The sequence below is a fragment of the Cellulomonas sp. C5510 genome (genome assembly GCF_019797765.1).
GTDB lineage: Bacteria > Actinomycetota > Actinomycetes > Actinomycetales > Cellulomonadaceae > Cellulomonas.
Map to the genome: position 1 here is coordinate 2,134,847 of NZ_CP081862.1, position 22,554 is coordinate 2,157,400.

General features: G+C 76.0%; 21 protein-coding genes. All 21 read right to left on the bottom strand.

The annotated features are described in order from the left end of the window. Positions 1–77 precede the first annotated feature (77 nt). The gene (locus K5O09_RS09995) at positions 78–1,610 is read right to left on the bottom strand and encodes an RsmB/NOP family class I SAM-dependent RNA methyltransferase (protein ID WP_222169424.1); all 1,533 of its coding nucleotides are present in this window, start codon (positions 1,608–1,610) and stop codon (positions 78–80) included. Next, positions 1,607–2,548, bottom strand: coding sequence for a methionyl-tRNA formyltransferase (gene fmt / locus K5O09_RS10000; protein WP_222169425.1), 942 nt, complete (start codon positions 2,546–2,548; stop codon positions 1,607–1,609). The genes K5O09_RS09995 and fmt overlap by 4 nt, the downstream gene beginning before the upstream one ends. A gap of 11 nt (positions 2,549–2,559) precedes the next feature. Beyond that, positions 2,560–3,180 (bottom strand): HAD family phosphatase, encoded by a 621-nt coding sequence (locus K5O09_RS10005; protein ID WP_222169426.1) that lies wholly within the window; start codon positions 3,178–3,180, stop codon positions 2,560–2,562. Then, on the bottom strand, positions 3,177–5,375 hold the full coding sequence (locus tag K5O09_RS10010; RefSeq protein WP_222169427.1) for a primosomal protein N': 2,199 nt from the start codon (positions 5,373–5,375) through the stop codon (positions 3,177–3,179). The genes K5O09_RS10005 and K5O09_RS10010 overlap by 4 nt, the downstream gene beginning before the upstream one ends. 5 nt (positions 5,376–5,380) lie before the next feature. After that, positions 5,381–6,586, bottom strand: coding sequence for a methionine adenosyltransferase (gene metK, locus K5O09_RS10015; RefSeq protein ID WP_222169428.1), 1,206 nt, complete (start codon positions 6,584–6,586; stop codon positions 5,381–5,383). Between the two features lie 29 nt (positions 6,587–6,615). Further along, positions 6,616–7,830 carry a bifunctional phosphopantothenoylcysteine decarboxylase/phosphopantothenate--cysteine ligase CoaBC gene (gene coaBC / locus K5O09_RS10020; RefSeq protein ID WP_222169429.1) on the bottom strand — a complete coding sequence of 405 codons (1,215 nt, stop codon included), beginning with the start codon at positions 7,828–7,830 and terminating at the stop codon, positions 6,616–6,618. A gap of 16 nt (positions 7,831–7,846) precedes the next feature. Continuing rightward, a complete protein-coding gene (rpoZ, locus tag K5O09_RS10025; RefSeq protein ID WP_222169430.1) occupies positions 7,847–8,113 on the bottom strand; it encodes a DNA-directed RNA polymerase subunit omega in 267 nt (88 codons plus the stop codon). 35 nt (positions 8,114–8,148) lie between these two features. Further along, positions 8,149–8,724 carry a guanylate kinase gene (gene gmk / locus K5O09_RS10030; RefSeq protein ID WP_222169431.1) on the bottom strand — a complete coding sequence of 192 codons (576 nt, stop codon included), beginning with the start codon at positions 8,722–8,724 and terminating at the stop codon, positions 8,149–8,151. Positions 8,725–8,787: 63 nt separating this feature from the next. Continuing rightward, positions 8,788–9,099, bottom strand: a complete 312-nt coding sequence (gene mihF / locus K5O09_RS10035; protein ID WP_166937670.1) for an integration host factor, actinobacterial type — start codon at positions 9,097–9,099, stop codon at positions 8,788–8,790. 258 nt (positions 9,100–9,357) lie between these two features. Then, positions 9,358–10,215, bottom strand: a complete 858-nt coding sequence (gene pyrF / locus K5O09_RS10040; RefSeq protein WP_255595207.1) for an orotidine-5'-phosphate decarboxylase — start codon at positions 10,213–10,215, stop codon at positions 9,358–9,360. Next, entirely contained in the window at positions 10,212–13,535 is a 3,324-nt protein-coding gene (carB, locus tag K5O09_RS10045; RefSeq protein WP_222169432.1) for a carbamoyl-phosphate synthase large subunit, read from the bottom strand. The genes pyrF and carB overlap by 4 nt, the downstream gene beginning before the upstream one ends. Next, positions 13,535–14,761: a glutamine-hydrolyzing carbamoyl-phosphate synthase small subunit gene (carA, locus tag K5O09_RS10050; protein WP_222169433.1), complete on the bottom strand. Its 1,227-nt coding sequence runs from the start codon at positions 14,759–14,761 to the stop codon at positions 13,535–13,537. The genes carB and carA overlap by 1 nt, the downstream gene beginning before the upstream one ends. After that, a complete protein-coding gene (locus K5O09_RS10055; RefSeq protein WP_222169434.1) occupies positions 14,758–15,300 on the bottom strand; it encodes a hypothetical protein in 543 nt (180 codons plus the stop codon). The genes carA and K5O09_RS10055 overlap by 4 nt, the downstream gene beginning before the upstream one ends. Then, on the bottom strand, positions 15,300–16,652 hold the full coding sequence (locus K5O09_RS10060; RefSeq protein WP_222169435.1) for a dihydroorotase: 1,353 nt from the start codon (positions 16,650–16,652) through the stop codon (positions 15,300–15,302). The genes K5O09_RS10055 and K5O09_RS10060 overlap by 1 nt, the downstream gene beginning before the upstream one ends. Then, entirely contained in the window at positions 16,649–17,707 is a 1,059-nt protein-coding gene (locus K5O09_RS10065; RefSeq protein WP_222169436.1) for an aspartate carbamoyltransferase catalytic subunit, read from the bottom strand. Before K5O09_RS10065 ends, K5O09_RS10060 begins: the two co-directional genes overlap by 4 nt. After that, positions 17,704–18,297, bottom strand: a complete 594-nt coding sequence (gene pyrR / locus K5O09_RS10070; RefSeq protein ID WP_222169437.1) for a bifunctional pyr operon transcriptional regulator/uracil phosphoribosyltransferase PyrR — start codon at positions 18,295–18,297, stop codon at positions 17,704–17,706. Before pyrR ends, K5O09_RS10065 begins: the two co-directional genes overlap by 4 nt. Before the next feature lie 506 nt (positions 18,298–18,803). Beyond that, positions 18,804–19,220 (bottom strand): transcription antitermination factor NusB, encoded by a 417-nt coding sequence (nusB, locus tag K5O09_RS10075; protein ID WP_222169438.1) that lies wholly within the window; start codon positions 19,218–19,220, stop codon positions 18,804–18,806. Position 19,221: 1 nt separating this feature from the next. Beyond that, positions 19,222–19,785, bottom strand: a complete 564-nt coding sequence (efp, locus tag K5O09_RS10080) for an elongation factor P (RefSeq protein ID WP_222169439.1) — start codon at positions 19,783–19,785, stop codon at positions 19,222–19,224. Between the two features lie 117 nt (positions 19,786–19,902). Continuing rightward, complete coding sequence (locus K5O09_RS10085) at positions 19,903–20,862, bottom strand: GGDEF domain-containing protein (protein ID WP_222169440.1); 960 nt, start codon at positions 20,860–20,862, stop codon at positions 19,903–19,905. Positions 20,863–20,952: 90 nt separating this feature from the next. Beyond that, positions 20,953–21,858, bottom strand: coding sequence for a hypothetical protein (locus K5O09_RS10090; RefSeq protein ID WP_222169441.1), 906 nt, complete (start codon positions 21,856–21,858; stop codon positions 20,953–20,955). Between the two features lies 1 nt (position 21,859). Next, entirely contained in the window at positions 21,860–22,486 is a 627-nt protein-coding gene (locus K5O09_RS10095; protein WP_255595210.1) for an RNA polymerase sigma factor, read from the bottom strand. Between the last annotated feature and the right edge of the window lie 68 nt (positions 22,487–22,554).

Here is a 22,554-nt window from a genome sequence, read left to right on the forward strand (position 1 = left end):
TATCGAGCACCTCCCGGGTCCGCCGGAGCCGGCCCGGCGCGCTCGCAGCCCCGGCCGCGACACCGGTCGCGCGGCCGTCAGGACGTGCGGCGCAGCAGCGTGAGGTGCATCGCGTCCGTCCCGTGGACGTGCGGCCAGAGCTGCGCGTCCTCGCGGGCCGGCAGGTCGAGCCCCGGGGCGGTGCCGTGCAGCACCGCCGGCGCGTCGAGCACCTCGGTCTCCAGGCCCGCCCGGCGGGCGGCGCGGCGCGCGTCGACCACCGCGAGGCTCGTCTCCGCGAGGACCGGCGAGCACGTCACGTACGCGACGACTCCCCCGACACGCACCGCGCGCAGCGCCGAGGCCAGCAGCTCGCGCTGCAGCGCGCCCAGCGCCGCCAGGTCCGCGGGGGTGCGCCGCCAGCGCGACTCCGGGCGCCGGCGCAGCGCGCCCAGCCCGGTGCACGGGGCGTCCAGCAGGACGCGGTCGTACCCGCCCGGCTCGTCGTCGCCGACCTGGCGCCCGTCGCCCACCCGCACGTCCTCGACCGCTCCCTCCGGCGCGGCCGCCAGCGCCTGGCGCACGAGCCGGGCGCGGTGCGGCTGCACCTCGTTGGCGACGAGCCGGGCGTCCCGCTCGCCGGCGAGGGCCGCCAGCAGCGCGGCCTTCCCGCCGGGGCCGGCGCAGAGGTCGAGCCAGCGGGCGTCGGGGCCGTCGAGCGGCGCGTCCGCGAGGGCGAGCGCCACGAGCTGGCTGCCCTCGTCCTGCACGCCCGCCCGTCCCGCCCGCACCGGCGCGAGCGCCGCGGGGTCGCCGCCGCCCGCGAGGGTGACCGCCGTGGGCGCCCAGCGGCCGGGCGCGGCACCGTCCCCGGCCGCGGTGAGCAGCTCGTCCTGCGGGACCAGGCCGGGCCGGGCGACGAGGGTCACGCGGGGCGCCTCGTTGTCGGCGGCGAGCAGCGCCGGGAGCTCGGCGGCGTCGCGCCCGTGACCGACGAGCGCCTCGCGGAGCGCCCGCGTCACCCACGCGGGGTGGCTCTCCACCACGGACAGGCGGGCGACCTCCGCCGCGGTCCCCTGCTCCTGGGCCGCCGCGTCGTCGCCGACCCGCGCCAGCCAGACGTCCAGCGGCTCCCGGGCGACGGCGCGCAGCACGGCGTTGACGAACTGCGCGGGACCGGCGCCGACCCGCTCGCGCACCAGCCCGACAGTCTCCGACACCGCCGCGTGCGGCGGCACCCGCATGCCGAGCAGCTGGTGCGCGCCGAGGCGCAGCGCGTCCAGCACCGGCGGGTCGACCCGGTCCAGGGGGCGGCCGGCGCACTGCGCGATCACCGCGTCGTACCGGCCGCGCAGCCGCAGCGTCCCGTACGCCAGCTCCGTGGCGAAGCCGGCGTCCCGGCCGCGGATGCCGCGCTCGCGCAGCAGCGGCGGGAGCACGAGGTTGGCGTAGGCGTCCGAGTCGGCGACCGTCCGCAGCACGTCGAACGCGACGGTCCGCGCCGGATCCGTCCCGCGACGCCGCTCGGCGGGTGCTGCCGCGGTGCGCCGGCGCGGGCCGCGACCACCGCCCTGGGTGCCCTGGCCGCCCTTTCCGCCCCGGGGGCCCCGGGCTCCCTGCGCCGCGCTCACGCCGCGTCCTCGCCGAGCACCGTGCCGGGCGCGAGGCGGGCACCGCGGGCCCAGTCCGGCGCGGGCATCGCGCGCTTGCCGGCCGGCCGGACCTCCTCCAGCCGGACCGCGTGCGTGCCGGTGCCCACGAGCACCTCGCCGCGCCCGGCCCGCAGCTCGCCGGGGCGCAGGTCGGTCACCGCGGGCTCCGGCCGCACCGGGCCGAGACCCAGCCGGGACCCGTCCGGCAGCGTCGTCCACGCGCCCGGGGCCGGGGTGCAGCCCCGCACCCGCCGGTCGACCGCCATCGCGGGGTGCTGCCAGCGCACCCGGGCGTCCTCGGTGGTCAGCCGCGGGGCGAGGCTGACGCCGTCAGCGGGCTGCGGGACCGGCGTGAGGATGCCCTCCTCCAGCGCGTCGAGGGTCCGCACCAGCAGCCCGGAACCGGCCTCCGCCAGGCGCCCCAGCAGGTCGCCGGCGGTGTCGCGCGGGCGGATGGTCTCCGTGAGCGTGCCGTACACCGGGCCGGTGTCGAGGCCGGCCTCCAGCCGGAACGTGCTCGCGCCGGTCACCTCGTCGCCCGCGATGACGGCGTGCTGCACCGGGGCCGCACCCCGCCAGGCCGGCAGCACCGAGAAGTGCAGGTTGACCCACCCGTGCCGCGGCAGGTCGAGCAGCGCCGCCGGCACGAGGTTGCCGTACGCCACGACGGGAGCGGCGTCGGGCGCCAGCTCGGCGAGCCGCGCCCGGACGTCCTCGTCCCGCAGGGTCGCCGGCGTCAGCACCTCGATCCCCGCGTCGAGCGCCCGCTGCTTCACCGGGCTCGCGGCGAGCGTGCGGCCGCGGCCGGCGCGGGCGTCGGGCCGCGTGAGGACCGCGACGACCTCGTGGCGGGAGGCGATCAGGGCGTCCAGCGAGGGCAGCGCCACCGCGGGCGTCCCGGCGAAGAGCAGGCGCATGGACACCGATCCTAGGCCGTCGGGGGCAGGACCCCGCGGGCGGCCAGCTCGGCGCGCAGCCCCGCCGCGCCGGTGAACAGCACCGACTGGAACCCCTCGGTGGCCGCCGCGGCCACGTTCACCGCGCTGTCGTCGGTGAACAGCGTGCGCGCCGGGACCAGCCCGTGCCGCTCGGCGAGCAGCCGGAACACGCGCGGGTCCGGCTTGGCGACCCCCTCACGGCCCGACACGAGCACGGCCTCGAGCCGGTCGACCACCGGCGCAGCGGGCGCCGCGTGGTGGAACGTCTCGGCGGACCAGTTGGTCAGCCCCAGCACCCGGACGCCGGCGGCCCGCAGCTCGTCGACGACGGCCGCGCTGCCCGGCACGGGCCCGGGCAGCGACAGGGGGAACCGCTCGACGTACAGGTCGAGCGTCGCGACGTGCTCCGGGTGGGTGCGGGCGACCTCCGCGCGCGCCTCCGCCCACGGCCGCCCGGCGTCCTGCCGGTGGTTCAGCTCCGCGAAGCCGACGTCCGCGAAGAACCGCTCGACCTCCGCCTCGTCCAGCACCCCCGCGAACGGCAGGACGGGGTCCCACCGCACCAGGACGTTCCCCAGGTCGAACACCACCGCGTCGACGGCGCCACTCACAGCATCTCCTCCGGGTCGAGCCGCACCCGCACCGTCCCGCCCTCCCGGCGGGCGCTGCGCACGGCCAGGGACGCGGCGAGCGACCGGGCCAGCGCCCGGCCCTCCGCCACGGGGACCCGCACGAGCGTGCGCACGGGCGGGTCGAGCGAGTCGTCGCCCGGCAGCGGCACCGGGCCCAGCACGTCGGCACCGGGCGGCAGCTCGACGCGGGCGAGCACACCCGCCACCACCTCGCGCGTCCCGGTCAGCTCCGCCACGCGGACCGCCGGCGGCAGGCCGACCTCCGTGCGCTCCGCGAGCTCCCGCTCCGCGAGGCCCGCGGGGTCCCACCGCACGAGCGCCTGGGTCGGGCGCTCGGCCCCGTCGCCGACGAGCAGCACCACGCCCCCGTCGGACCCCGCCCGCACGAGCGCCGCCGCGGCGAGCCACCGGCGCAGCGCGTCCTCCGTGGCGCGCAGCGACGTGGACCCGGTCGTCACCGCCGCGTCCAGCAGGACGGCCGCCGCGTAGCCGGCCGGCGCGACCGGCTCGGCACCCGGGGTGGACACCACCAGGGCGGGCCGGTCCGGGACCTCCGCCAGCACGCCGCCCGCGGAGCGGGCCCCCGACGTGCGCACCGTCGCCCCGGGGAACGCCCGCCCCAGCTCCTCCGCCGTACGGTCCGACCCGACGGCCACCGACCGGAACGTGCCGTTCCCGCACGCGTCGCACCGCCACCGCGTCGCGAGCCGCCCGCACCACCCGCACTGCGCCGTCCCGTCCCCGGACGGCAGCTGCAACGGGCCGTGGCAGTGGCCGCAGCGCGCGACCTGACGGCACCGGGCGCACGCCACCGCCGGCAGGTAGCCGGCCCGCGGCACCTGCACGAGCACGGGACCGTGCGCCAGGCGCTCGCGGATGGTGCGCCACGCCTCCCCCGGCAACCGGGCGGCGGCCGCGGCGCCCTCGCGGGCCAGCTCGACGCTCGTCAGGGCGCGCACCCGCGGCGTGCGGGCGCGCACCACGGCCCGGTCGGCGCTCACGGGGCGCACCCAGCCGGACGCGACGAGCGCCTGCACCTCGACCGACCGGCCGTGCGCGGCCAGCAGCAACGCGCACCCCTCGGAGTCCGAGCGCAGTGCCAGCACCTCGCGCACGTGCGGGTAGGGGGCGCGGGGCTCGGCGTGCAGGTCGTCGCCGTCGTCCCAGCACACCGCCAGACCGAGGTCCCGCACGGGCGCGAACGCGGCCGCCCGGGTGCCGACCACCACCCGCGCGAGCCCCCGCAGCGCCGCGAGGTACGACCGGTACCGGCGTGCCGGGCCGTCGTCCGCCATGAGCCGCACGTGGGAGGCGTCCGTGCCGTCCGGCGTCCACGCGGGCACGCCCGCGGCCTCCAGGGCGGCGCACACGCGGTCGACGTCGCGGGCGTCCGGGACCACCACGAGGGCCCCGCGCCCGCTCGACAGGGTCGCGGCGACGGCCTGCGCCACGGCGTCCGGCCACCGCTCCCCCGCCGGCCCCGGCAGCGCGGACCACGCGGCGCGCGGCGCACCGCCCGCGGCGAGGTGCGCGAGGAACGCCCGGCCGCCGCGGAAGGGCGCCCAGGCGGCCCCGGCAGGCGCGGGCTGCTCGGCGACGGGCGCGGTCGGGTCGACGACGGCACCCGGCTCGGCCGGCGCCGTGGCGGCACCCGGCTCGGCCGGCGCCGTGGCGGCACCCGGGCCCGCCGGGGCGCCGGGCACCTCGCTCTCCGTGCGGGCGTGCCGCGGCGGGATCGCGAGCCGCAGCACGTCGGGCAGCGTGCCGGCGTACCGGTCCGCGACGGCCCGGGCGAGCCGCGCCACCGCCGGGGTCAGCACCGGCTCGGGCGACACCACGCGGCGCAACGGCACGAGTCCGCCGTCGTGGTCGGCCTCGGCGACGCGCTCCAGCAGGTACCCGTCGACGTCCTGCGCCCCGAACCGCACCTTGACGCGCGTGCCCGGCCGGGCGGCCGCGTCGAGCGTCGCGGGGACCAGGTACTCGAAGGGACGGTCGAGGTGCGGCGGCGAGAGCTCCACGGCCACACGGGCGACCGGCAGCGTCCCCGCCGGCTCGACGTCGACGTCCCGGGCCCGGGCGCGCCGTCGCGGACGGGCCGGCGCGTCGAGCCCCGCGAGCACGGGCTGCTCGGGGACGCCCGCCGGTTGCCCGCCCGCCGGGGCGCCGGTCACGTCGGTCAGGACAGCGCCGCGCGCAGGGCGTCCGCGCGGTCCGTGCGCTCCCAGGTGAAGCCGGGCAGCTCACGCCCGAAGTGCCCGTACGCCGCGGTGCGGCGGTACACGGGTCGCAGCAGGTCGAGGTCGCGGATGATCGCGGCGGGGCGCAGGTCGAACACCTCGCGGATCGCCGCGGTGAGCCGGGCGTCGGGGACCTCGCCGGTGCCGAACGTCTCGACGTACAGCCCCACGGGGTGCGCCTTGCCGATGGCGTACGCCACCTGCACCTCGCACCGCCGCGCCAGCCCGGCCGCGACGACGTTCTTCGCCACCCAGCGCATGGCGTACGCCGCGGAGCGGTCGACCTTCGACGGGTCCTTGCCCGAGAACGCGCCGCCGCCGTGGCGCGCCATGCCGCCGTAGGTGTCGACGATGATCTTGCGACCGGTCAGGCCGGCGTCACCCTGCGGCCCGCCGACGACGAACTGCCCGGTCGGGTTGACGAGCAGGCGGTACCCGTCGGTGTCGAGGTCGATGCCGGCCTCGGCGAGCACGGGCGCGACGACCTCGGAGGCGATCGCGGGCTCGAGCTGGGTCTCGAGCTGCACGCGCGGGCCGTGCTGGGTGGACAGCACCACGGTGTCGAGCCGGACCGCCCGGTCACCCTCGTAGCCGATGGTGACCTGCGTCTTGCCGTCCGGGCGCAGGTCGGGGACCACGCCCTCCTTGCGCACCACGGCGAGGCGCTCGGCCAGGCGGTGGGCCAGCCAGATCGGCAGCGGCATGAGACCGGGGGTCTCGTCGCTGGCGTAGCCGAACATGAGGCCCTGGTCGCCGGCGCCCTGCAGGTCGAGCGGGTCGTGGTCGTCCGCGTCGTGCCGCGACTCCCACGCCTTGTCGACACCCTGCGCGATGTCGGGCGACTGCTGCCCGATGGACACCGAGACGCCGCAGGAGTCGGCGTCGAAGCCGATCTCCGAGGAGGTGTAGCCGATCCCGCGCACCACCTGCCGGACGATCTGGGGGATCTCGACGTAGGCGCTCGTGGTGACCTCGCCCGCCACGTGCACGAGGCCGGTGGTCACCATCGTCTCGACCGCCACGCGGGCGCCGGGGTCCTGCTCGAGGATCGCGTCCAGGATCGCGTCCGAGATCTGGTCGCAGACCTTGTCCGGGTGTCCCTCGGTGACGGACTCGGACGTGAAGAGGCGCATGTCGGCGGTCATGCGCACAGGCTATCGGGCCGCGCCGACGCTCAGCGGCCGAGTCTGTCGACCACCGCGTCCCAGAGCCCGTCGGCGACGGCGTCCTTGGTCCCCTCGACGTGCGCGACGACCTCGCCCGACCCGTCCAGCACGGTCACCGCGTTGTCCTCGGTCCCGAAGCCGAGCCCGCCGCCCACCGCGTTGACCGCCAGCAGGTCCGCTCCCTTGCGGCGCGCCTTCTCGCGTCCGTGGTGCAGCACGTCGCCCGTGGCGTCCCCCGTCTCGGCCGCGAAGCCGACGACGACCTGCCCGGGCCGGGGCGGGTCCGCCACGAGCCCGGCGAGCACGTCCGGGTTCTGCACCAGCTCCAGCGGCGCGACGGTGCCGTCGGCGGACTTCTTGATCTTGTGGTCGCTGCCGGCGGCGGGGCGGAAGTCGGCGACCGCCGCGGCCATCACCACCACGTCGGCGTCGACGGCGCACTCCCGCACGGCGTCCTGCAGCTCGGCGGTCGTCTCCACCGGGACCACGCGCACACCCGCGGGCGGCCTGACCGCGAGGTTCGCGGCGACCAGCGTGACGCGCGCGCCGCGGGCCAGCGCCGTGCGGGCGAGCGCGACCCCCTGGCGCCCGGACGACCGGTTGCCGAGGAACCGCACCGGGTCCAGCGGCTCGCGGGTCCCGCCCGCGGAGACCACGACCGTGAGGCCGAGCAGGTCGGGAGTGCGCGGCGTGCCGTCGGCGTCCACCAGCGCGAGGGCGGCGTCGACGACCGCCTCGGGCTCGGGCAGCCGGCCCGGACCGCTGTCGGCACCGGTGAGCCGGCCGCTGTCGGGGTCGAGCACGTGCACGCCCCGCTGCCGCAGGGTGGCGACGTTCGCACGCGTCGCGGGGTGCTGCCACATCTCGGTGTGCATGGCCGGCGCCATGAGCACCGGGCACGTGGCCGTCAGCAGCGTCGCGGCCAGCAGGTCGTCGGCGCGGCCGGAGGCGGCACGCGCGAGCAGGTCCGCGGTCGCCGGCGCGACCACGACGAGGTCGGCCTGCCGCCCGAGGCGCACGTGGGCGACCTCGTCGACGTCGTCGAACACCTCGGGCGTCACCGGGTGCCCGGACAGGGCCTCCCACGTGGCGCGCCCGACGAACTCCAACGCGGCGCGCGTGGGCACGACCCGGACCTCGTGGCCCGCCTCGGTGAGGAGGCGCAGCACGTGCGCCGCCTTGTACGCGGCGATGCCCCCCGCGACGCCCAGGACGATGCGCACGCCGCGCCCCGGGGTCTCAGCCCTGGTTCTGGGCGGTGACCGTCAGGAGGCCGGCGTCGATCTCGCGCATCGCGATGGACAGCGGCTTCTCCTGCGGGCGGGTCTCCACCAGCGGGCCGACGTACTCGAGCAGGCCCTCGTTGAGCTGGGAGTAGTAGGCGTTGATCTGGCGCGCGCGCTTGGCCGAGTAGATGACCAGCGCGTACTTGGAGTCGGCGCGCTCCAGCAGGCGGTCGATCGGCGGGTCGGTGATGCCGATGGGCTCGGCGACGGTTCCGGACACGGTGGCTCCCGTTGTCGAAGGGTGGGGACTGCCCGTCAGTCTACCGCGGCCGGCAGGCCCATCAGGGCGACCAGCTCGTCCGTGGCGCGGCGCACGTCGTCGTTCACGATCACGTGGTCGAACTCGGACTCCGCGGCCATCTCCACCTCGGCGGTCGCCAGCCGGCGGGCGCGCTCCTCGGCGTCCTCCGTGCCGCGCCCGACGAGCCGGCGCACCAGCTCCTCCCTCGAGGGCGGCGCGAGGAAGACGAACTGCGCGTCGGGCATGGTCGTGCGGACCTGCCGCGCACCCTGCAGGTCGATCTCGAGCAGCGCGGGCTCCCCGGCGGCCAGCCGGTCCTCGACGGGCCGCCGGGGGGTGCCGTAGCGGTTCCGGCCGTGCACGACGGCCCACTCCAGGAGCTCGCCGTCCGCCACCATCGCGTCGAACTGCTCGGGCGACACGAAGTGGTAGTGGACGCCGTCCACCTCCCCGGGGCGCGGCCGACGGGTGGTGGCGGAGACCGAGAGCCAGACCTGGGGGTACCGGGCACGGAGGTCGGCGGACACGGTGCCCTTGCCGACGGCGGTCGGTCCGGCGAGGACGGTCAGCCGGGCGCGCGGCGTCGTCATGCGGTCTGGTGCTCCTGGAGTTGTACGACCCTCAGCGGGCCGGGGACGGGGCGTGCGACCGGTTCACCCGAACCGGTCGACGAGCGCCTTCACCTGGTGCGGACCGAGGCCACGCACCCGGCGGGTCTCCGAGATGCCGATCTCGGAGATGATCTGGCGCGCCTTGACCTTACCCACTCCCGGGAGGGACTCGAGCAGGGCCAGCACCTTGAGCTTGCCGATCGTCTCGTCCTTCTGACCCTGGGCGATGACCTCGGACAGCGAGCCCTGCGAGTACTTCAGCCGGTTCTTGACCTCCGCACGGGCCTGGCGGGCGGCCGCCGCCTTCTCGAGAGCCGCTGCGCGCTGCTCGGGGGTGAGAGTCGGAAGTGCCACGTGAGTCACCTTCTCATCACTGTCGGGAGGCAGGGACATGGAACATACGCGATCCGCTGGGCCGCGGTGCGACGCCGCACCAGGGCCGGCGAGGACCCCATCACCCGAGGATGGCACGCCCCGCCCGTCCCGGCACGTTCCGGCAGCGTGTCGGACGAAATCCCTCGCGCCGCCCACGCCCCCGGACCGGCCTCCACGGGGTCTCCCGGCCGTCCGCGGCGCGGGGCACGGCACCGGTCCGGCACCTCCACCGACGGCTCAGCGCAGCGCCCGCCCGGCCTCGTCGGCCGCCCGTCGCGCGGCGTCCCGCAGCGCACCCGCGTCCGGCCCGGCGGCGAGCACGCCGCGCGAGCTGGACGCCAGCACCGCCGGGCGCGCGTCGCCGAACACGGCCGCGAGATCCGCCGCGCCGGCGCCCTGGGCGCCGACGCCGGGCGCGAGGAGCGGGCCGCGCACGGCGGCGAGGTCGACCCCGAGACGCGCTGCCGCGTCCCCGACGGTGGCCCCGACGACCAGCCCGGTCGACCCCAGCGAGCCGCCGTGGGCCGCGAGCTCGGCGGCGTTGGCGGCCGTGGCCTCGCGGGCCACCCGGTCCGCCACGGCGACGCCCTCCGCGTCCCGGGCGTGCTGCACGGCCGCGCCCTCGGGGTTGGAGGTCAGGGCGAGCACGAACAGCCCGCGCCCCGTGGCGAGCGCGGCGTCCACGGCCGGCGCCAGGGACCCGAACCCGAGGAACGGGGACACCGTCAGCGCGTCCCCGGCGAGGGGCGAGCCGTCGCGCAGGTAGGCGTCGGCGTACGCGGCCATCGTGGAGCCGATGTCGCCGCGCTTGGCGTCGACGACCACGAGCGTGCCGGTCTCGCGGCCCGCCGCGACGACCTCCTCGAGGACCGCGACCCCGGCGGCGCCGTGGCGCTCGAAGAACGCCGACTGCGGCTTCACGGCGGCGACCCGGCCGCCGACGGCCTCCATGACCGTCAGCGCGAACCGCCGCACGCCCGCGGCGCTGTCCGGCAGCCCCCACGCCTCGAGCAGCGAGGTGTGGGGGTCGATGCCGACGCACAGCGGACCGTGCGCCGCCATCGCCTCCGCGAGGCGGGCGCCGAACGGCCTCACGCCGTCACCCCCGCCGCGCGGCGCGCGGCGGTCGCCGCGTCGTGCTCCTGCAGGCTGGCGACGCCGAAGGGCCCGGCCAGAGCGGCCTCGATGCCCTGGACCGCTGCCCCGAGCTGCTGCACCGTCGTGACGATCGCCTTGTCGGCGGCCGTCGTGGCGGCACGGATCTCGTAGCCGTCGGCACGCGCGCCCTGACCCGAGGGGGTGTTCACGACGATGTCGACCTCGCCGGCGGTGATGAGGTCGACGATGGTCGGCTCCCCCGCCGGGCCGCGGCCGCGGGAGAACTTCCGGACCACCCGGGAGGCGATGCCGTTGCGGCGCAGGACGGCCGCGGTGCCCTCGGTCGCGAGGATCTCGAACCCGAGCTCCGCGAGGCGCTTCACCGGGAACACGATCGAGCGCTTGTCGCGGTCGGCGACCGAGATGAACGCCCGGCCGGACGTGGGCAGGCCGCCGAACGCCGCGGACTGCGACTTCGCGAACGCGGTCGGGAAGTCCGTGTCGAACCCCATGACCTCGCCGGTGGACCGCATCTCCGGGCCGAGCACGGTGTCGACCACGGTGCCGTCGCCGGTGCGGAACCGCTTGAACGGCAGCACCGCCTCCTTGACCGCGATGGGCGCGTCGAGGTCGATCACGCTGGCGTCGTCGACCGGCAGCAGCCCCGTGGCGCGCAGGTCCGCGATGGAGCGCCCGGTCATGACGAGCGCGGCCGCCTTGGCGAGCGGCACCCCCGTCGCCTTGGACACGAACGGCACGGTGCGCGACGCCCGCGGGTTGGCCTCCAGCACGTAGAGCACGTCGGACACGAGGGCGAACTGGATGTTCAGCAGGCCCCGCACGCCGACGCCCGCGGCGATCGCCTCGGTGGAGACGCGGATCCGCTGCAGCTCGGACTCCGACAGGCTCACGGGCGGCAGCACGCACGCCGAGTCGCCGGAGTGGATGCCGGCCTCCTCGATGTGCTCCATGACGCCACCGAGGAACAGCTCGGTGCCGTCGTACAGCGCGTCGACGTCGATCTCGATGGCGTCGTCGAGGAACCGGTCGATGAGCAGCGGCGGCAGCGCCCCGCCGCGGGCCGTGGCCTCGGCCAGCGCCCGCTCGACGTACTCGGTGAGCTGCTCGTCGGAGTAGACGATCTCCATGCCGCGGCCGCCCAGCACGTACGACGGGCGCACCAGCACGGGGAACCCGATCCGGTTCGCGGTGGCCTTCGCGGCGTCCAGCGTCGTCGCGGTGCCGAACGCCGGTGCCGGGAGCCCGGCCGCGGCGAGGACCGCGCCGAACGCCCCGCGGTCCTCGGCGGCGTCGATCGCGGCGGGCGGCGTGCCGAGGATCGGCAGTCCCGCGTCGGCGAGGCGCTGCGCGAGCGACAGCGGGGTCTGCCCGCCGAGCTGCACGATGATCCCCGCGACGGGGCCGGCCGCCTTCTCGGCCTCGTACACCTCGAGCACGTCCTCGAACGTCAGCGGCTCGAAGTACAGCCGGTCGGCGGTGTCGTAGTCCGTCGAGACGGTCTCCGGGTTGCAGTTGACCATGACGGTCTCGTACTCGCCCTTGAGCGCCAGCGTCGCGTGCACGCAGGAGTAGTCGAACTCGATGCCCTGCCCGATCCGGTTCGGGCCGGAGCCGAGGATCAGCACCGCCGGCCGCTCGCGCGGGGCGACCTCGGTCTCCTCGTCGTACGCCGAGTAGTGGTAGGGCGTGCGGGCGGCGAACTCGGCGGCGCAGGTGTCGACGGTCTTGTAGACGGGCCGGACGCCCAGCGCCTGCCGGACGACGCGCGCCACGTCCTCGCTGACGCCGCGCAGGGCCGCGACCTGCGCGTCGGACAGCCCGTGCCGCTTGGCCCGGCGCAGCACGCCGGCGGTGAGCTCGGGCGCGGCCGCGGTCTCGGCCGCGACCTCGTTGACCAGCTGCACCTGGTCGAGGAACCAGGGGTCGATGCCGGTGCGGGCGTAGACCTCGTCGACGGACACCCCGGCGCGGAGCACCTGCTGCACGTCGACCAGCCGGTGCTCGGTCGGGCGGGAGATCGTCGCGACCAGCGCGTCCAGCGCCTCGCCGGCGAGCGGCTCGCCGTCCCAGTGGAACGTCGAGCCCTTGCGGTCGATGGACCGCATGGCCTTGCCCAGCGCCTCGGTGAAGTTGCGGCCGAGCGCCATGGCCTCGCCGACGGACTTCATGGTGGTGGTCAGCGTCGGGTCGGCGGCCGGGAACTTCTCGAACGCGAACCGCGGCACCTTGACCACGACGTAGTCGAGGGTCGGCTCGAAGGACGCCGGGGTCGAGCCCGTGATGTCGTTCGGGATCTCGTCGAGCGTGTAGCCGACGGCCAGCCGCGCGGCGATCTTCGCGATCGGGAACCCCGTGGCCTTCGACGCGAGGGCCGAGGACCGGGAGACGCGCGGGTTCATCTCGATGACGATGATCCGGCCGGTGTCCGGGTTCACCGCGAACTGGATGTTGCAGCCACCGGTGTCGACCCCGACCTCGCGGATGACCGCGATGCCGATGTCCCGCAGCCGCTGGTACTCGCGGTCCGTCAGCGTGAGCGCCGGGGCGACGGTCACGGAGTCGCCGGTGTGCACGCCGACCGGGTCGACGTTCTCGATGGAGCAGACGACCACGACGTTGTCGTGCTTGTCGCGCATGAGCTCGAGCTCGTACTCCTTCCAGCCGAGGATCGACTCCTCCAGGAGCACCTCGGTGGTCGGCGAGTAGTGCAGACCCTGCCCGACGATGCGGCGCAGGTCGGCCTCGTCGAACGCGATGCCGGAGCCCAGGCCGCCCATGGTGAACGACGGCCGCACGACCACCGGGTAGCCGAGGTCCTCGACCGCGCCGAGCGCGTCGTCGATCGTGTGCACGATCGCGGACCGCGCGGACTCGCCGCCGCAGACCTCGACGACCTGCTTGAACTGCTCGCGGTCCTCGCCCTTCTGGATGGCGGGGATGTTGGCGCCGATCAGCTCGACGCCGTACTCGTCGAGCACGCCGGCCTCGTCCAGGGCGATCGCGGCGTTCAGCGCGGTCTGGCCACCCAGGGTCGGCAGGATCGCGTCGGGGCGCTCCTTGGCGATGATCGCCGTGAGCACCTCGGTGGTGATCGGCTCGACGTACGTGGCGTCGGCGAACTCCGGGTCGGTCATGATCGTCGCCGGGTTGGAGTTCACGAGGACGACCCGCAGGCCCTCCTCCTTGAGCACGCGGCACGCCTGGGTGCCGGAGTAGTCGAACTCCGCGGCCTGGCCGATGACGATGGGGCCCGAGCCGATGACGAGGACGGAGTGGATGTCGGTGCGGCGAGGCATCAGGCGCCCTTCGTGGTGGAGGTGACGTCGGTGGCCTGGCCGGCGGCGGCGGCACCCTTCTCGGGCTCGCGCATCAGGTCCAGGAACCGGTCGAACAGGTAGGCGGCGTCGTGCGGGCCGGCGGCGGCCTCCGGGTGGTACTGCACGGAGAACGCCGGCAGGTCGAGCGCCGCGAGGCCCTCGACGACGTCGTCGTTGAGGTCGACGTGCGAGACGGTCACGCGGCCGTACCGCCCGCCGTCGTGCGGCGCGACCGACACCTCGTCGAGCGGCGCGTCGACCGCGAAGCCGTGGTTGTGCGCGGTGATCTCGACGCGGCCGGTCGCACGGTCGAGCACCGGCTGGTTCACGCCGCGGTGCCCGTACCCGAGCTTGTACGTGCCGTAGCCCAGTGCGCGCCCGAGGATCTGGTTGCCGTAGCAGATGCCGAAGAACGGGATCCGCCGGTCCAGCACCTCGCGGAGCAGCTCGACCTCGTGCGTCGCGGCGCCCGGGTCGCCCGGGCCGTTGGAGAAGAACACGCCGTCGGGGGCCGTGGCCAGGACGTCGTCGATGGTCGACTGCGCCGGCAGCACGTGGACCTCGATGCCGCGTTCCGCCATCCGGTGCGGCGTCATGGCCTTGATGCCGAGGTCGACGGCCGCGACGCGGGCGACGGGCTCGGCCAGCGGTGCGCCGTCGGGCCCGAGGGCCGGCACGACGTACGCGGCGTCGGTGGACACCTCGCCCGCCAGGTCCGCGCCGGACATCGCCGGCAGCGCCTGCACCTGGGCGACGACCTGCTCGGTGGGGAGCGGCCGGCCCTGCTCGTCCAGCAGCGCGTCGCCGGACAGGATCACGGCGCGCATCACGCCGCGCTCGCGCAGGTGCCGGGTGAGCGCGCGGGTGTCGATCCCGGAGATGCCCACGACGCCCTGCGCGACGAGCTCCTCGTCCAGCGTGCGGTCCGCGCGCCAGCTCGACGCGCGCCGCGCGGGGTCCCGGACCACGTAGCCCGACACCCAGATGCGACCCGACTCCGGGTCCTCGTCGTTGACGCCCGTGTTGCCGATGTGCGGCGCGGTCATCACGACGATCTGGCGGTGGTAGCTGGGGTCGGTCAGCGTCTCCTGGTAGCCGGTCATCCCGGTGTTGAAGACGATCTCGCCGCCCGTCCGCCCGGTGGCCCCGTAGGCCTCGCCGGCGAACGTCCGCCCGTCCTCCAGGACCAGCAGTGCGTCCGTCATGAGCTCTCCTCCTCACCCGCGGGGGCGGGCGCCGTTCCGATGAGTCCGTGGGTGGCCGCGCGCAGCTCGTCCGCCTCGGGGGCGTGCCGCAGGCGCAGGCCGGTGTCGAGGCCGCGCGGGTCGTCCTCCGGCGAGGGCACCCAGGTCAGGACGACCAGCCCCTCGCCGCCGACGACCTTGCCGGCCATGCCGCCGGAGGTGCCGACCGCGCGCAGCGCCGCGCGCGGGACGAACACGTCCGGCGCGCCTCGTCGTCGCACGACCACGCCCGCGTCGCGCACCTGCACCGTCGCCGCCGCGCGGACGCCCAGGCCGTGGGTGCCCACCCGGTCGAGCCAGTCGCCGGCCCGCGTGGTCGAGACGTACGTGGCCTCGAACGCGGCGGTGCGCTCGCCCCCGAGGGCGTCCTCGCCGGGCACCGCCGGGGGCGCCGGCACCTCGCCCGTGCCGCGCGTGAGCCTCCGCCAGCCGCGGGCCATGCCGACCAGCAGGCCGGCGCCCAGCAGGACGAGCAGGGTGACCGAGAGCCAGGGCGGCATCAGGGCGTCACCCGGCCGGCGGCGTACCCCGCCTGCGCGGGGTCGTCCTGCGGCACGCCGTCCAGCACCGTCGCGCGGCCCCGCAGGAACGTCGCGACGACGCGCCCGGGCAGCTCCCGCCCGCGCAGCGGCGAGTTCGCCGAGGCGGTCGCCTGGTCCTCGGGGACGACGACGCGCCGGGCGTCGGGGTCGACCAGCACGAGGTTGGCCGGCTCCCCCACCGCGATCGGTCGGCCCTGGTCGGCGACCCGCCCGATGCGCGCGGGCGTCGTGGACAGCACGCGCGCCACGTCGGCCCAGGTCATCCGACCCGTGTCGACCATGGTCTGCTGCACGACGGACAGGGCGGTCTCCAGCCCGGTCATGCCGAAGGCGGCGGCCGCCCACTCGCAGTCCTTGTCCTCGCGGGTGTGCGGGGCGTGGTCGGTCGCCACGATGTCGATGGTGCCGTCGGCCAGGCCCTCGCGGACGGCGTCGACGTCGGCCTGCGTACGCAGCGGCGGGTTCACCTTGAACACCGGGTCGTAGCCGCGCACCTCCTCGTCGGTGAGCGCGAGGTGGTGCGGCGTCGCCTCGGCGGTGACGTCGATGCCGCGCGACTTCGCCCACCGGACGATCTCGACGGAGCCGGCGGTCGACAGGTGGCACACGTGCAGCCGGGATCCGACGTGCTCGGCCAGCAGCACGTCGCGGGCGATGATCGCCTCCTCCGCGACGGCCGGCCAGCCCGCGAGCCCGATCTCCGCCGAGACGACGCCCTCGTGCATCTGCGCGCCCTCGGTGAGCCGCGGCTCCTGCGCGTGCTGCGCGACCACGCCGTCGAACGCCTTGGTGTACTCCAGCGCGCGGCGCATGAGCACCGGGTCGTGCACGCACTTCCCGTCGTCGCTGAACACCCGGACGCGGGCCGCGGAGTCCGCCATCGCGCCCAGCTCGGCCAGGTGCTCCCCCGCCAGCCCGACCGACACGGCGCCCACCGGGTGGACGTCCACCCAGCCGGCCTCACGGCCCAGGCGCCACACCTGCTCGACGACGCCCGCGGTGTCCTGCGTCGGCGTCGTGTTCGCCATGGCGTGCACGGCGGTGAAGCCGCCGAGCGCCGCCGCGCGGGTGCCGGACGCGACCGTCTCCGCGTCCTCCCGCCCCGGCTCGCGCAGGTGCGTGTGCAGGTCGACCAGGCCGGGCAGCAGCACCATGCCCGTCGCGTCGATCACGTGCAGGTCGTCCGGGGCGTTCTCCGCGGCGTCGCCCGCCTCCGCGCCGACGGCCGCGACCAGGCCGCCCGCGATCAGCACGTCCGTGCGGTCGCCGCCCAGCGGCGCGACGTCCTTGAGCAGGTACTGGGTGGTCATGCGGTCGCTCCGGGGGTCGTGGCGGCGGCGCCGGTGGTGCCGGCCGTGCTCGTGAGGGTGGGGACGGCGCCGGTCGCCGGCGGGGCGCCGGTGTCGCCGTCGCCCGCGAGCAGCAGGTACAGCACCGCCATCCGGACGGCCACGCCGTTCGCGACCTGCTCGACGATCACCGACCGCGGCGAGTCCGCGGCGTCCGCGGAGATCTCCAGCCCGCGGTTCATCGGGCCGGGGTGCAGCACGATCGCGTGGTCCGGCAGCCCGGCCAGCCGCCGCGCGTCCAGGCCGTACAGCCGGGTGTACTCCAGCGGACTCGGGAAGAACCCGCCCCCGGCCGTCGACATCCGCTCCCGCTGCACGCGCAGCATCATCACCGCGTCGGGGCCCTGCGCGAGCACGTCGTCCAAGCGGTAGGACACGTCCGCCGGCCACGGACCCACGCCGACCGGCAGCAGCGTGGGCGGCGCGACCAGCGTCACCCGGGCGCCGAGGGTGTGCAGCAGGTCGACGTTCGACCGGGCGACCCGGCTGTGCAGCACGTCCCCGACGACCGCGACGTGCAGACCGTCCAGGTCGTGGCCGACGCCGTCCGGGTTGCCCGGCCCGCCGGTCAGGTGCCGTCGGATCGTGAACGCGTCCAGCAGCGCCTGCGTGGGGTGCTGGTGCATCCCGTCGCCGGCGTTCACCACGGCGGCGTCCGTCCAGCCCGCGTGCGCCAGCGTGTGCGGCGCGCCCGACGCCTGGTGCCGGATGACGATCGCGTCCGCGCCCATCGCCTGCAGGGTCAGCGCCGTGTCCTTGAGCGACTCGCCCTTGGACAGGCTCGACCCCTTCGCCGAGAAGTTGATGACGTCGGCGCTCAGCCGCTTGGCGGCCGTCTCGAAGGAGATCCGGGTCCGGGTCGAGTCCTCGAAGAACAGGTTCACCACCGTGCGCCCGCGCAGCGTCGGCAGCTTCTTCATCTGCCGGCCCTGGGTCGCGGCCATCTGGGCGGCCGTGTCGAGCACCCGGATCGCCGCGGCACGGTCCAGGTCGGCCGTCGAGAGCAGGTGCCTCATCGCGCCGCCCCCTCGATGACCACGGCCGTCCGGCCGTCGGTCTCGGCGAGCAGCACGCGGACGCGCTCGGCGGTCGAGGTCGGGAGGTTCTTGCCGACGTAGTCCGCGCGGATGGGCAGCTCGCGGTGCCCGCGGTCCACCAGCGCCGCGAGCTGCACCGCCCGGGGCCGACCCAGGTCGTTCAGCGCGTCCAGCGCGGCGCGGATCGTGCGGCCCGAGTACAGGACGTCGTCGACGAGCACCACGACCTTGCCGTCCACGCCGCCCGCCGGGACGCTCGTCGCGCCGATCGCCCGCGTCGGGTGCTGGGAGAGGTCGTCGCGGTACATCGTGACGTCCAGGGAGCCGACCAGCTCCTCGGCCACCAGGCCGGGCTCCACGGCGGCCAGACGCTGCGCCAGGCGCTGCGCCAGCGGGACGCCGCGGGTCGGGATGCCGAGGACGACGAGGTCGTCGCCGCCCTTGTTGCGCTCGAGGATCTCGTGGGCGATGCGCGTCAGCGCGCGGGCCACGTCCTGCTCGCCGAGCACGACGGTCGCGGTGGTGCCCTCGACGTTCACGTCGTCGGGCACGGGGGTGCCGGAGGTCATCCGGGCCTCTCCTTCCCCGCCTCACGGGACGGTGTTAAAGGAATGCCTGTCCCGGGCACCCTACCGTCCGCCCCTGCGCGCGGCGCGGCGCGTCCACGGTCCGGTCGCCGTGACCCTCACCACGCCCGGGCGCCGGCCTCACCCACCCCACCCGGCTGTTCGGATCCGTTCGCACCGACACGCCCGGCGCGCCCGGCTGTTCGGATCCATTCCCGCCACACGTCGACCGGCGGCGGGCCCGCCCCGCCCACCCTGCCCGCCCCGCTCGGCTGTTCGGATCCGTTCGCACCGACACGCCCGGCGCGCCCGGCTGTTCGGATCCACCCTCGCCACGCTGGGGCGCCGGCCTCACCCACCCCCACCCGGCTGTTCGGATCCGTTCGCGCCGACACGCCCGGTGCGCCGGCGCGAACGGATCCGAACGCTGGACCGGAGTTCGCGCGGGCCCGACGCACGACGGCCCCCGTCCCACCAGGGGGACAGGGGCCGTGCTGCGGAGCAGGAAGTCAGGCCAGGAGGGTCGGCTTGAGGTCGACCAGGCGGCCCAGCAGGCCGTTGACGAAGCCCGGGGACTCGTCCGTCGACAGGCTGCGCGCCAGCTCCACGGCCTCGTCGACGGCGACCGCGTCGGGCACGTCGTCGTTGAAGAGGATCTCCCAGGCGCCGAGCCGCAGCAGCTCCCGGTCGACCGCGGGCATCCGCTCGATCGTCCAGCCGTGCGAGTGGGTGGCGATGACCTCGTCGATACGGGCGCGGTGCGCCTGCACCCCCTCGACCAGCTCGACCGAGTACTGCGGAAGCGCCGCCTCGGTGCCGGGCTGCGCGATCCGCTCCGCGAGCAGCGTCAGCGGGTCGAGCCGACGCTGCTCGGCCTCGAAGAGGACGTCGAGGGCCCGCTTGCGGGCCTTGGTACGGGCTCCCACCTCAGTCGTTCACGCGACCCAGGTAGCTGCCGTCGCGGGTGTCGACCTTGACCTTGGTGTCGGCCTCGAGGAACAGCGGCACCTGGATCTCGTAGCCGGTCTCGAGCGTGGCGGGCTTGGTGCCGGCGGACGAGCGGTCGCCCTGCAGCCCCGGCTCCGTGTACGTGACCATGAGCGTCACCGACGGCGGCAGCTCGACGTACAGCGGCACGCCCTCGTTGGTCGCGACCATCGCGTTCGTGCTCTCGAGCATGAAGTTCGCGGCGTCGCCGACCGTCGCGGCCGGGACGGTGATCTGGTCGTACGTGTCCGTGTCCATGAACACGAAGTCGTCGCCGTCCTTGTACAGGTACTGCATGTCGCGCTTGTCGACGTTCGCGGTCTCCACCTTCAGGCCCGCGTTGAACGTCCGGTCGACGACCTTGCCGGACAGGACGTTCTTGAGCTTGGTGCGCACGAACGCGCCGCCCTTGCCGGGCTTGACGTGCTGGAACTCGACGACCGTCCAGAGCTGGCCGTCGATCTTCAGCACGGTGCCGTTCTTCAGGTCGTTCGTCGTCGCCACGTGTCGCTGCTTCCTGTCCTGGGTGCGTCGGTCGGGGGGCCGCCACGCGCGCCCGCGGTTCGCGGACGGGGCTGGGCCGCCGACCATCGTAGCGTGCCGACGGTCCCGGGCGCCGCGTCAGACGTTCCCCGCGAGCGCCCGCCGCGCGTCCTTCGCCGCGAACAGGTCGACGTCGGCGCGGTCGAGCAGGCTGCGCACCGTGTCGTCGGGCCGGAGGGTCGCGACGCCCGCGCTGGACGAGAGCACCCTGCCGGACGTGGCCGACCTCGCCCACCGGCGGGCGTCGGCCTCACCGGTGCCGGGGAGCACCGCGACGAACTCGTCGCCGCCGACGCGCCCGAGGAACGCGGCCGGCGGCAGCATCCTGCGCCACGCCGCCGCGAGGTCTGCCAGCAGGTCGTCCGCGCCGAGGTGGCCGTGCCGGGCGTTCACCACCGTGAAGTCGTCGACGTCGAACGCGACGACGCTCAGCGGCGTACCGCGACGCAGGGCGCCCGGGACGACGTCGCCCGCGCGCTCGTAGAAGGCCCCCCGGCTGAGCGCACCGGTCAGGTGGTCCGTGCGGGCCTGCCGGCGCAGCCGGTCGGTCTGCTCCGCCATCAGCCAGCACGAGAGCAGCGCCATGGCGGCGGACGCCACCACGATGACGGGGTGCACCGCCGCGGGCGCGAAGGTCGCGGACAGGGCGATCGCGGCGACCACGACACCGGCGACCACGGCCGCGCGTCGCCGCTCCAACGCGTACGCCGCGAACTGCCCCGCCACGACGAACCCCAGCGCGAACACCACGACGCCCTGCGCGCTGTAGCAGGTGCTGACGAGCACCGCCGAGACGACCACGCCCGCGATGACGACGGCCTGCGTGCTGCGCTGGTGCACCGGAAGGGCCAGGAGCGCTCCGCACAGCACCAGGTCGATCCCCGACACCACGAACCACCACTGCGTGGGCGAGAGGGGGTCGGCCGGCCACACCCCGCCGAGCCCCGTGACGACCGCCATGACGAGCAGCCCGATCGCGAGGTGGTCGCGCGCCGTGACGTCACGGTCCTCGCCCTGTCGCTCCTGGTACCCACGCATGGCCCCTCATCGGGTGCGGGAGCCCGTGACTGGACCGCTGGATCGGGTGAAGCCGGGCGCACAGGCGCGCTGACTGCACCGCGGGGCGGGTCACCCGCCGCAGACCGTCCACTCCAGGTCCGTGGCCACGACGACCGGCTCGCCCTCGTCCGGCTGCACGGTCAGCTCCTGCGTCCGCGGCAACCAGGTCGCGGTGTCGACGACGTACTCGACGCGGGTCACGTCGGCGTCGCGCAGCGGGGGGCCGGACGCCGTCACGCGCAACCGCACGGCTCCGTCGGCATCCCGGTCACCGAGCTCCGGCGCGGGGGTCACGGACACGGCCGAGACAGGTCCGGGCGCGTCCCCGGTCGTCCCGCCCGGCGCGAGGGAGCGCAGCGCCCCGACCACGAGGGCCCCCAGCACCGTGATCGGCTGACCACCGTCCCCGAGCACCAGCGGTTCCGTCGGTGCCGGCGGTGTCGACGCGTCCACCCGCTGGGCCACCACGGTGTCACCCGACCGCGTGCGCGCCCGCACCGCGCAGTAGCCGCCCGCCGACACGACGTCGCGCACGCGAGCGAGCACGTCCTCCGCCCCGGCACCTCCGTGCAACGTCCCGGAGGCCGGCACCGGCGCGCCCGCGAGCCGCGCGGCGACCGCCGGCGACGTCGGGCGCCCCACCCACCAGGTTCCGCCCGCGAGGGCCGCGACGACGACCGCCGCGGCGACGGCGCCGAGCAGCCCCCCGGGGCGCCGGGTGTGCGCGGGACGGTCCACGCGGCCGGGCGGGCCGCTGCCGTCGACCGGTCGCAGGACCGCCACCTCCACGGTCTCGGGCAGGTCGTCGCCGCCCGTCCGTGCCGATCGCACGCGGTGCCCGGGCGACCCGGTCCTCCTCGTCGCCGCCGACGCACGTGGCACCCCGTCCCGGACCCGGGAGAGCACGCGCGCGACGTCCAGCTCGGCGTCCACGCGCGACAGCGCCCTGCGGGCGCGCTCCATCTCGTCCTCCACGTCAGCCCTCCTCCCGGTCCAGCGCCTGGTACACGGCCCGCAGCCTGCGCCGCGCCCGGTGCACCTTGGTCGCCGCGCCGGCGGGCGTGCACCCGAGGACCGATGCGAGCTCGGCGGTCGACAGCTCGGCGGCGGCGAGCAGACCGATCACCTCGCGGTCCGCGGGACGCAGCCGCGCGATCGCCCGCCGCAGGTCGTACAGCTCGTCCACGAGGGCACCGCCGTCCTCCCCCACCGCCGGCGGCAGCGCGCGGAGCCGGTCGTGCAGGGCCACCCGGCGCCCGAGCGACCGGATGTGGTTCGCCATCACGCGGCGCGCGACGGCGAGCAGCCACGCGCGCGGGTCCGCGAGGTCGGGCGCTCCCCGGCGCCAGACGGTGGCGAACACCTCCGCCACGACGTCCTCCGCGTCCACGGCGTCCAGCCGGGTCCGCGCGAAGCGGTACACCGTGCGCGCGTGCGCCGCGTACAGGTCCTCCAGGTGTGCGGCGCCGACCGGGCGGCGATCCGTGGCGTCCGCGCCCGGGGTCGCGTCGGCGGGGCGGGTCGCCTGGCCCGCGTCGTCGGGGACCGGGTCGACGACGCGCGGCCACGGGTCGACCTCGTGCGGCGGGGCGGGGACCGGCACGGCATCACCTCCGGGGACCGGTGCAGGGGCTCCGCCCTGGGCAGTGTCCGGACCGGGCGCGGCCATGA

Coding starts and splice junctions, on each gene's coding strand:
- fmt (WP_222169425.1), bottom strand. CDS start 2,548: ATGCGCCTGCTCTTCGCCGGGACGCCCGCGGTGGCGCTGCCCTCGCTG.
- metK (WP_222169428.1), bottom strand. CDS start 6,586: ATGACCGCCGACATGCGCCTCTTCACGTCCGAGTCCGTCACCGAGGGA.
- gmk (WP_222169431.1), bottom strand. CDS start 8,724: ATGACGACGCCGCGCGCCCGGCTGACCGTCCTCGCCGGACCGACCGCC.
- carB (WP_222169432.1), bottom strand. CDS start 13,535: ATGCCTCGCCGCACCGACATCCACTCCGTCCTCGTCATCGGCTCGGGC.
- carA (WP_222169433.1), bottom strand. CDS start 14,761: ATGACGGACGCACTGCTGGTCCTGGAGGACGGGCGGACGTTCGCCGGC.
- K5O09_RS10055 (WP_222169434.1), bottom strand. CDS start 15,300: ATGCCGCCCTGGCTCTCGGTCACCCTGCTCGTCCTGCTGGGCGCCGGC.
- K5O09_RS10060 (WP_222169435.1), bottom strand. CDS start 16,652: ATGACCACCCAGTACCTGCTCAAGGACGTCGCGCCGCTGGGCGGCGAC.
- K5O09_RS10065 (WP_222169436.1), bottom strand. CDS start 17,707: ATGAGGCACCTGCTCTCGACGGCCGACCTGGACCGTGCCGCGGCGATC.
- pyrR (WP_222169437.1), bottom strand. CDS start 18,297: ATGACCTCCGGCACCCCCGTGCCCGACGACGTGAACGTCGAGGGCACC.
- K5O09_RS10085 (WP_222169440.1), bottom strand. CDS start 20,862: ATGCGTGGGTACCAGGAGCGACAGGGCGAGGACCGTGACGTCACGGCG.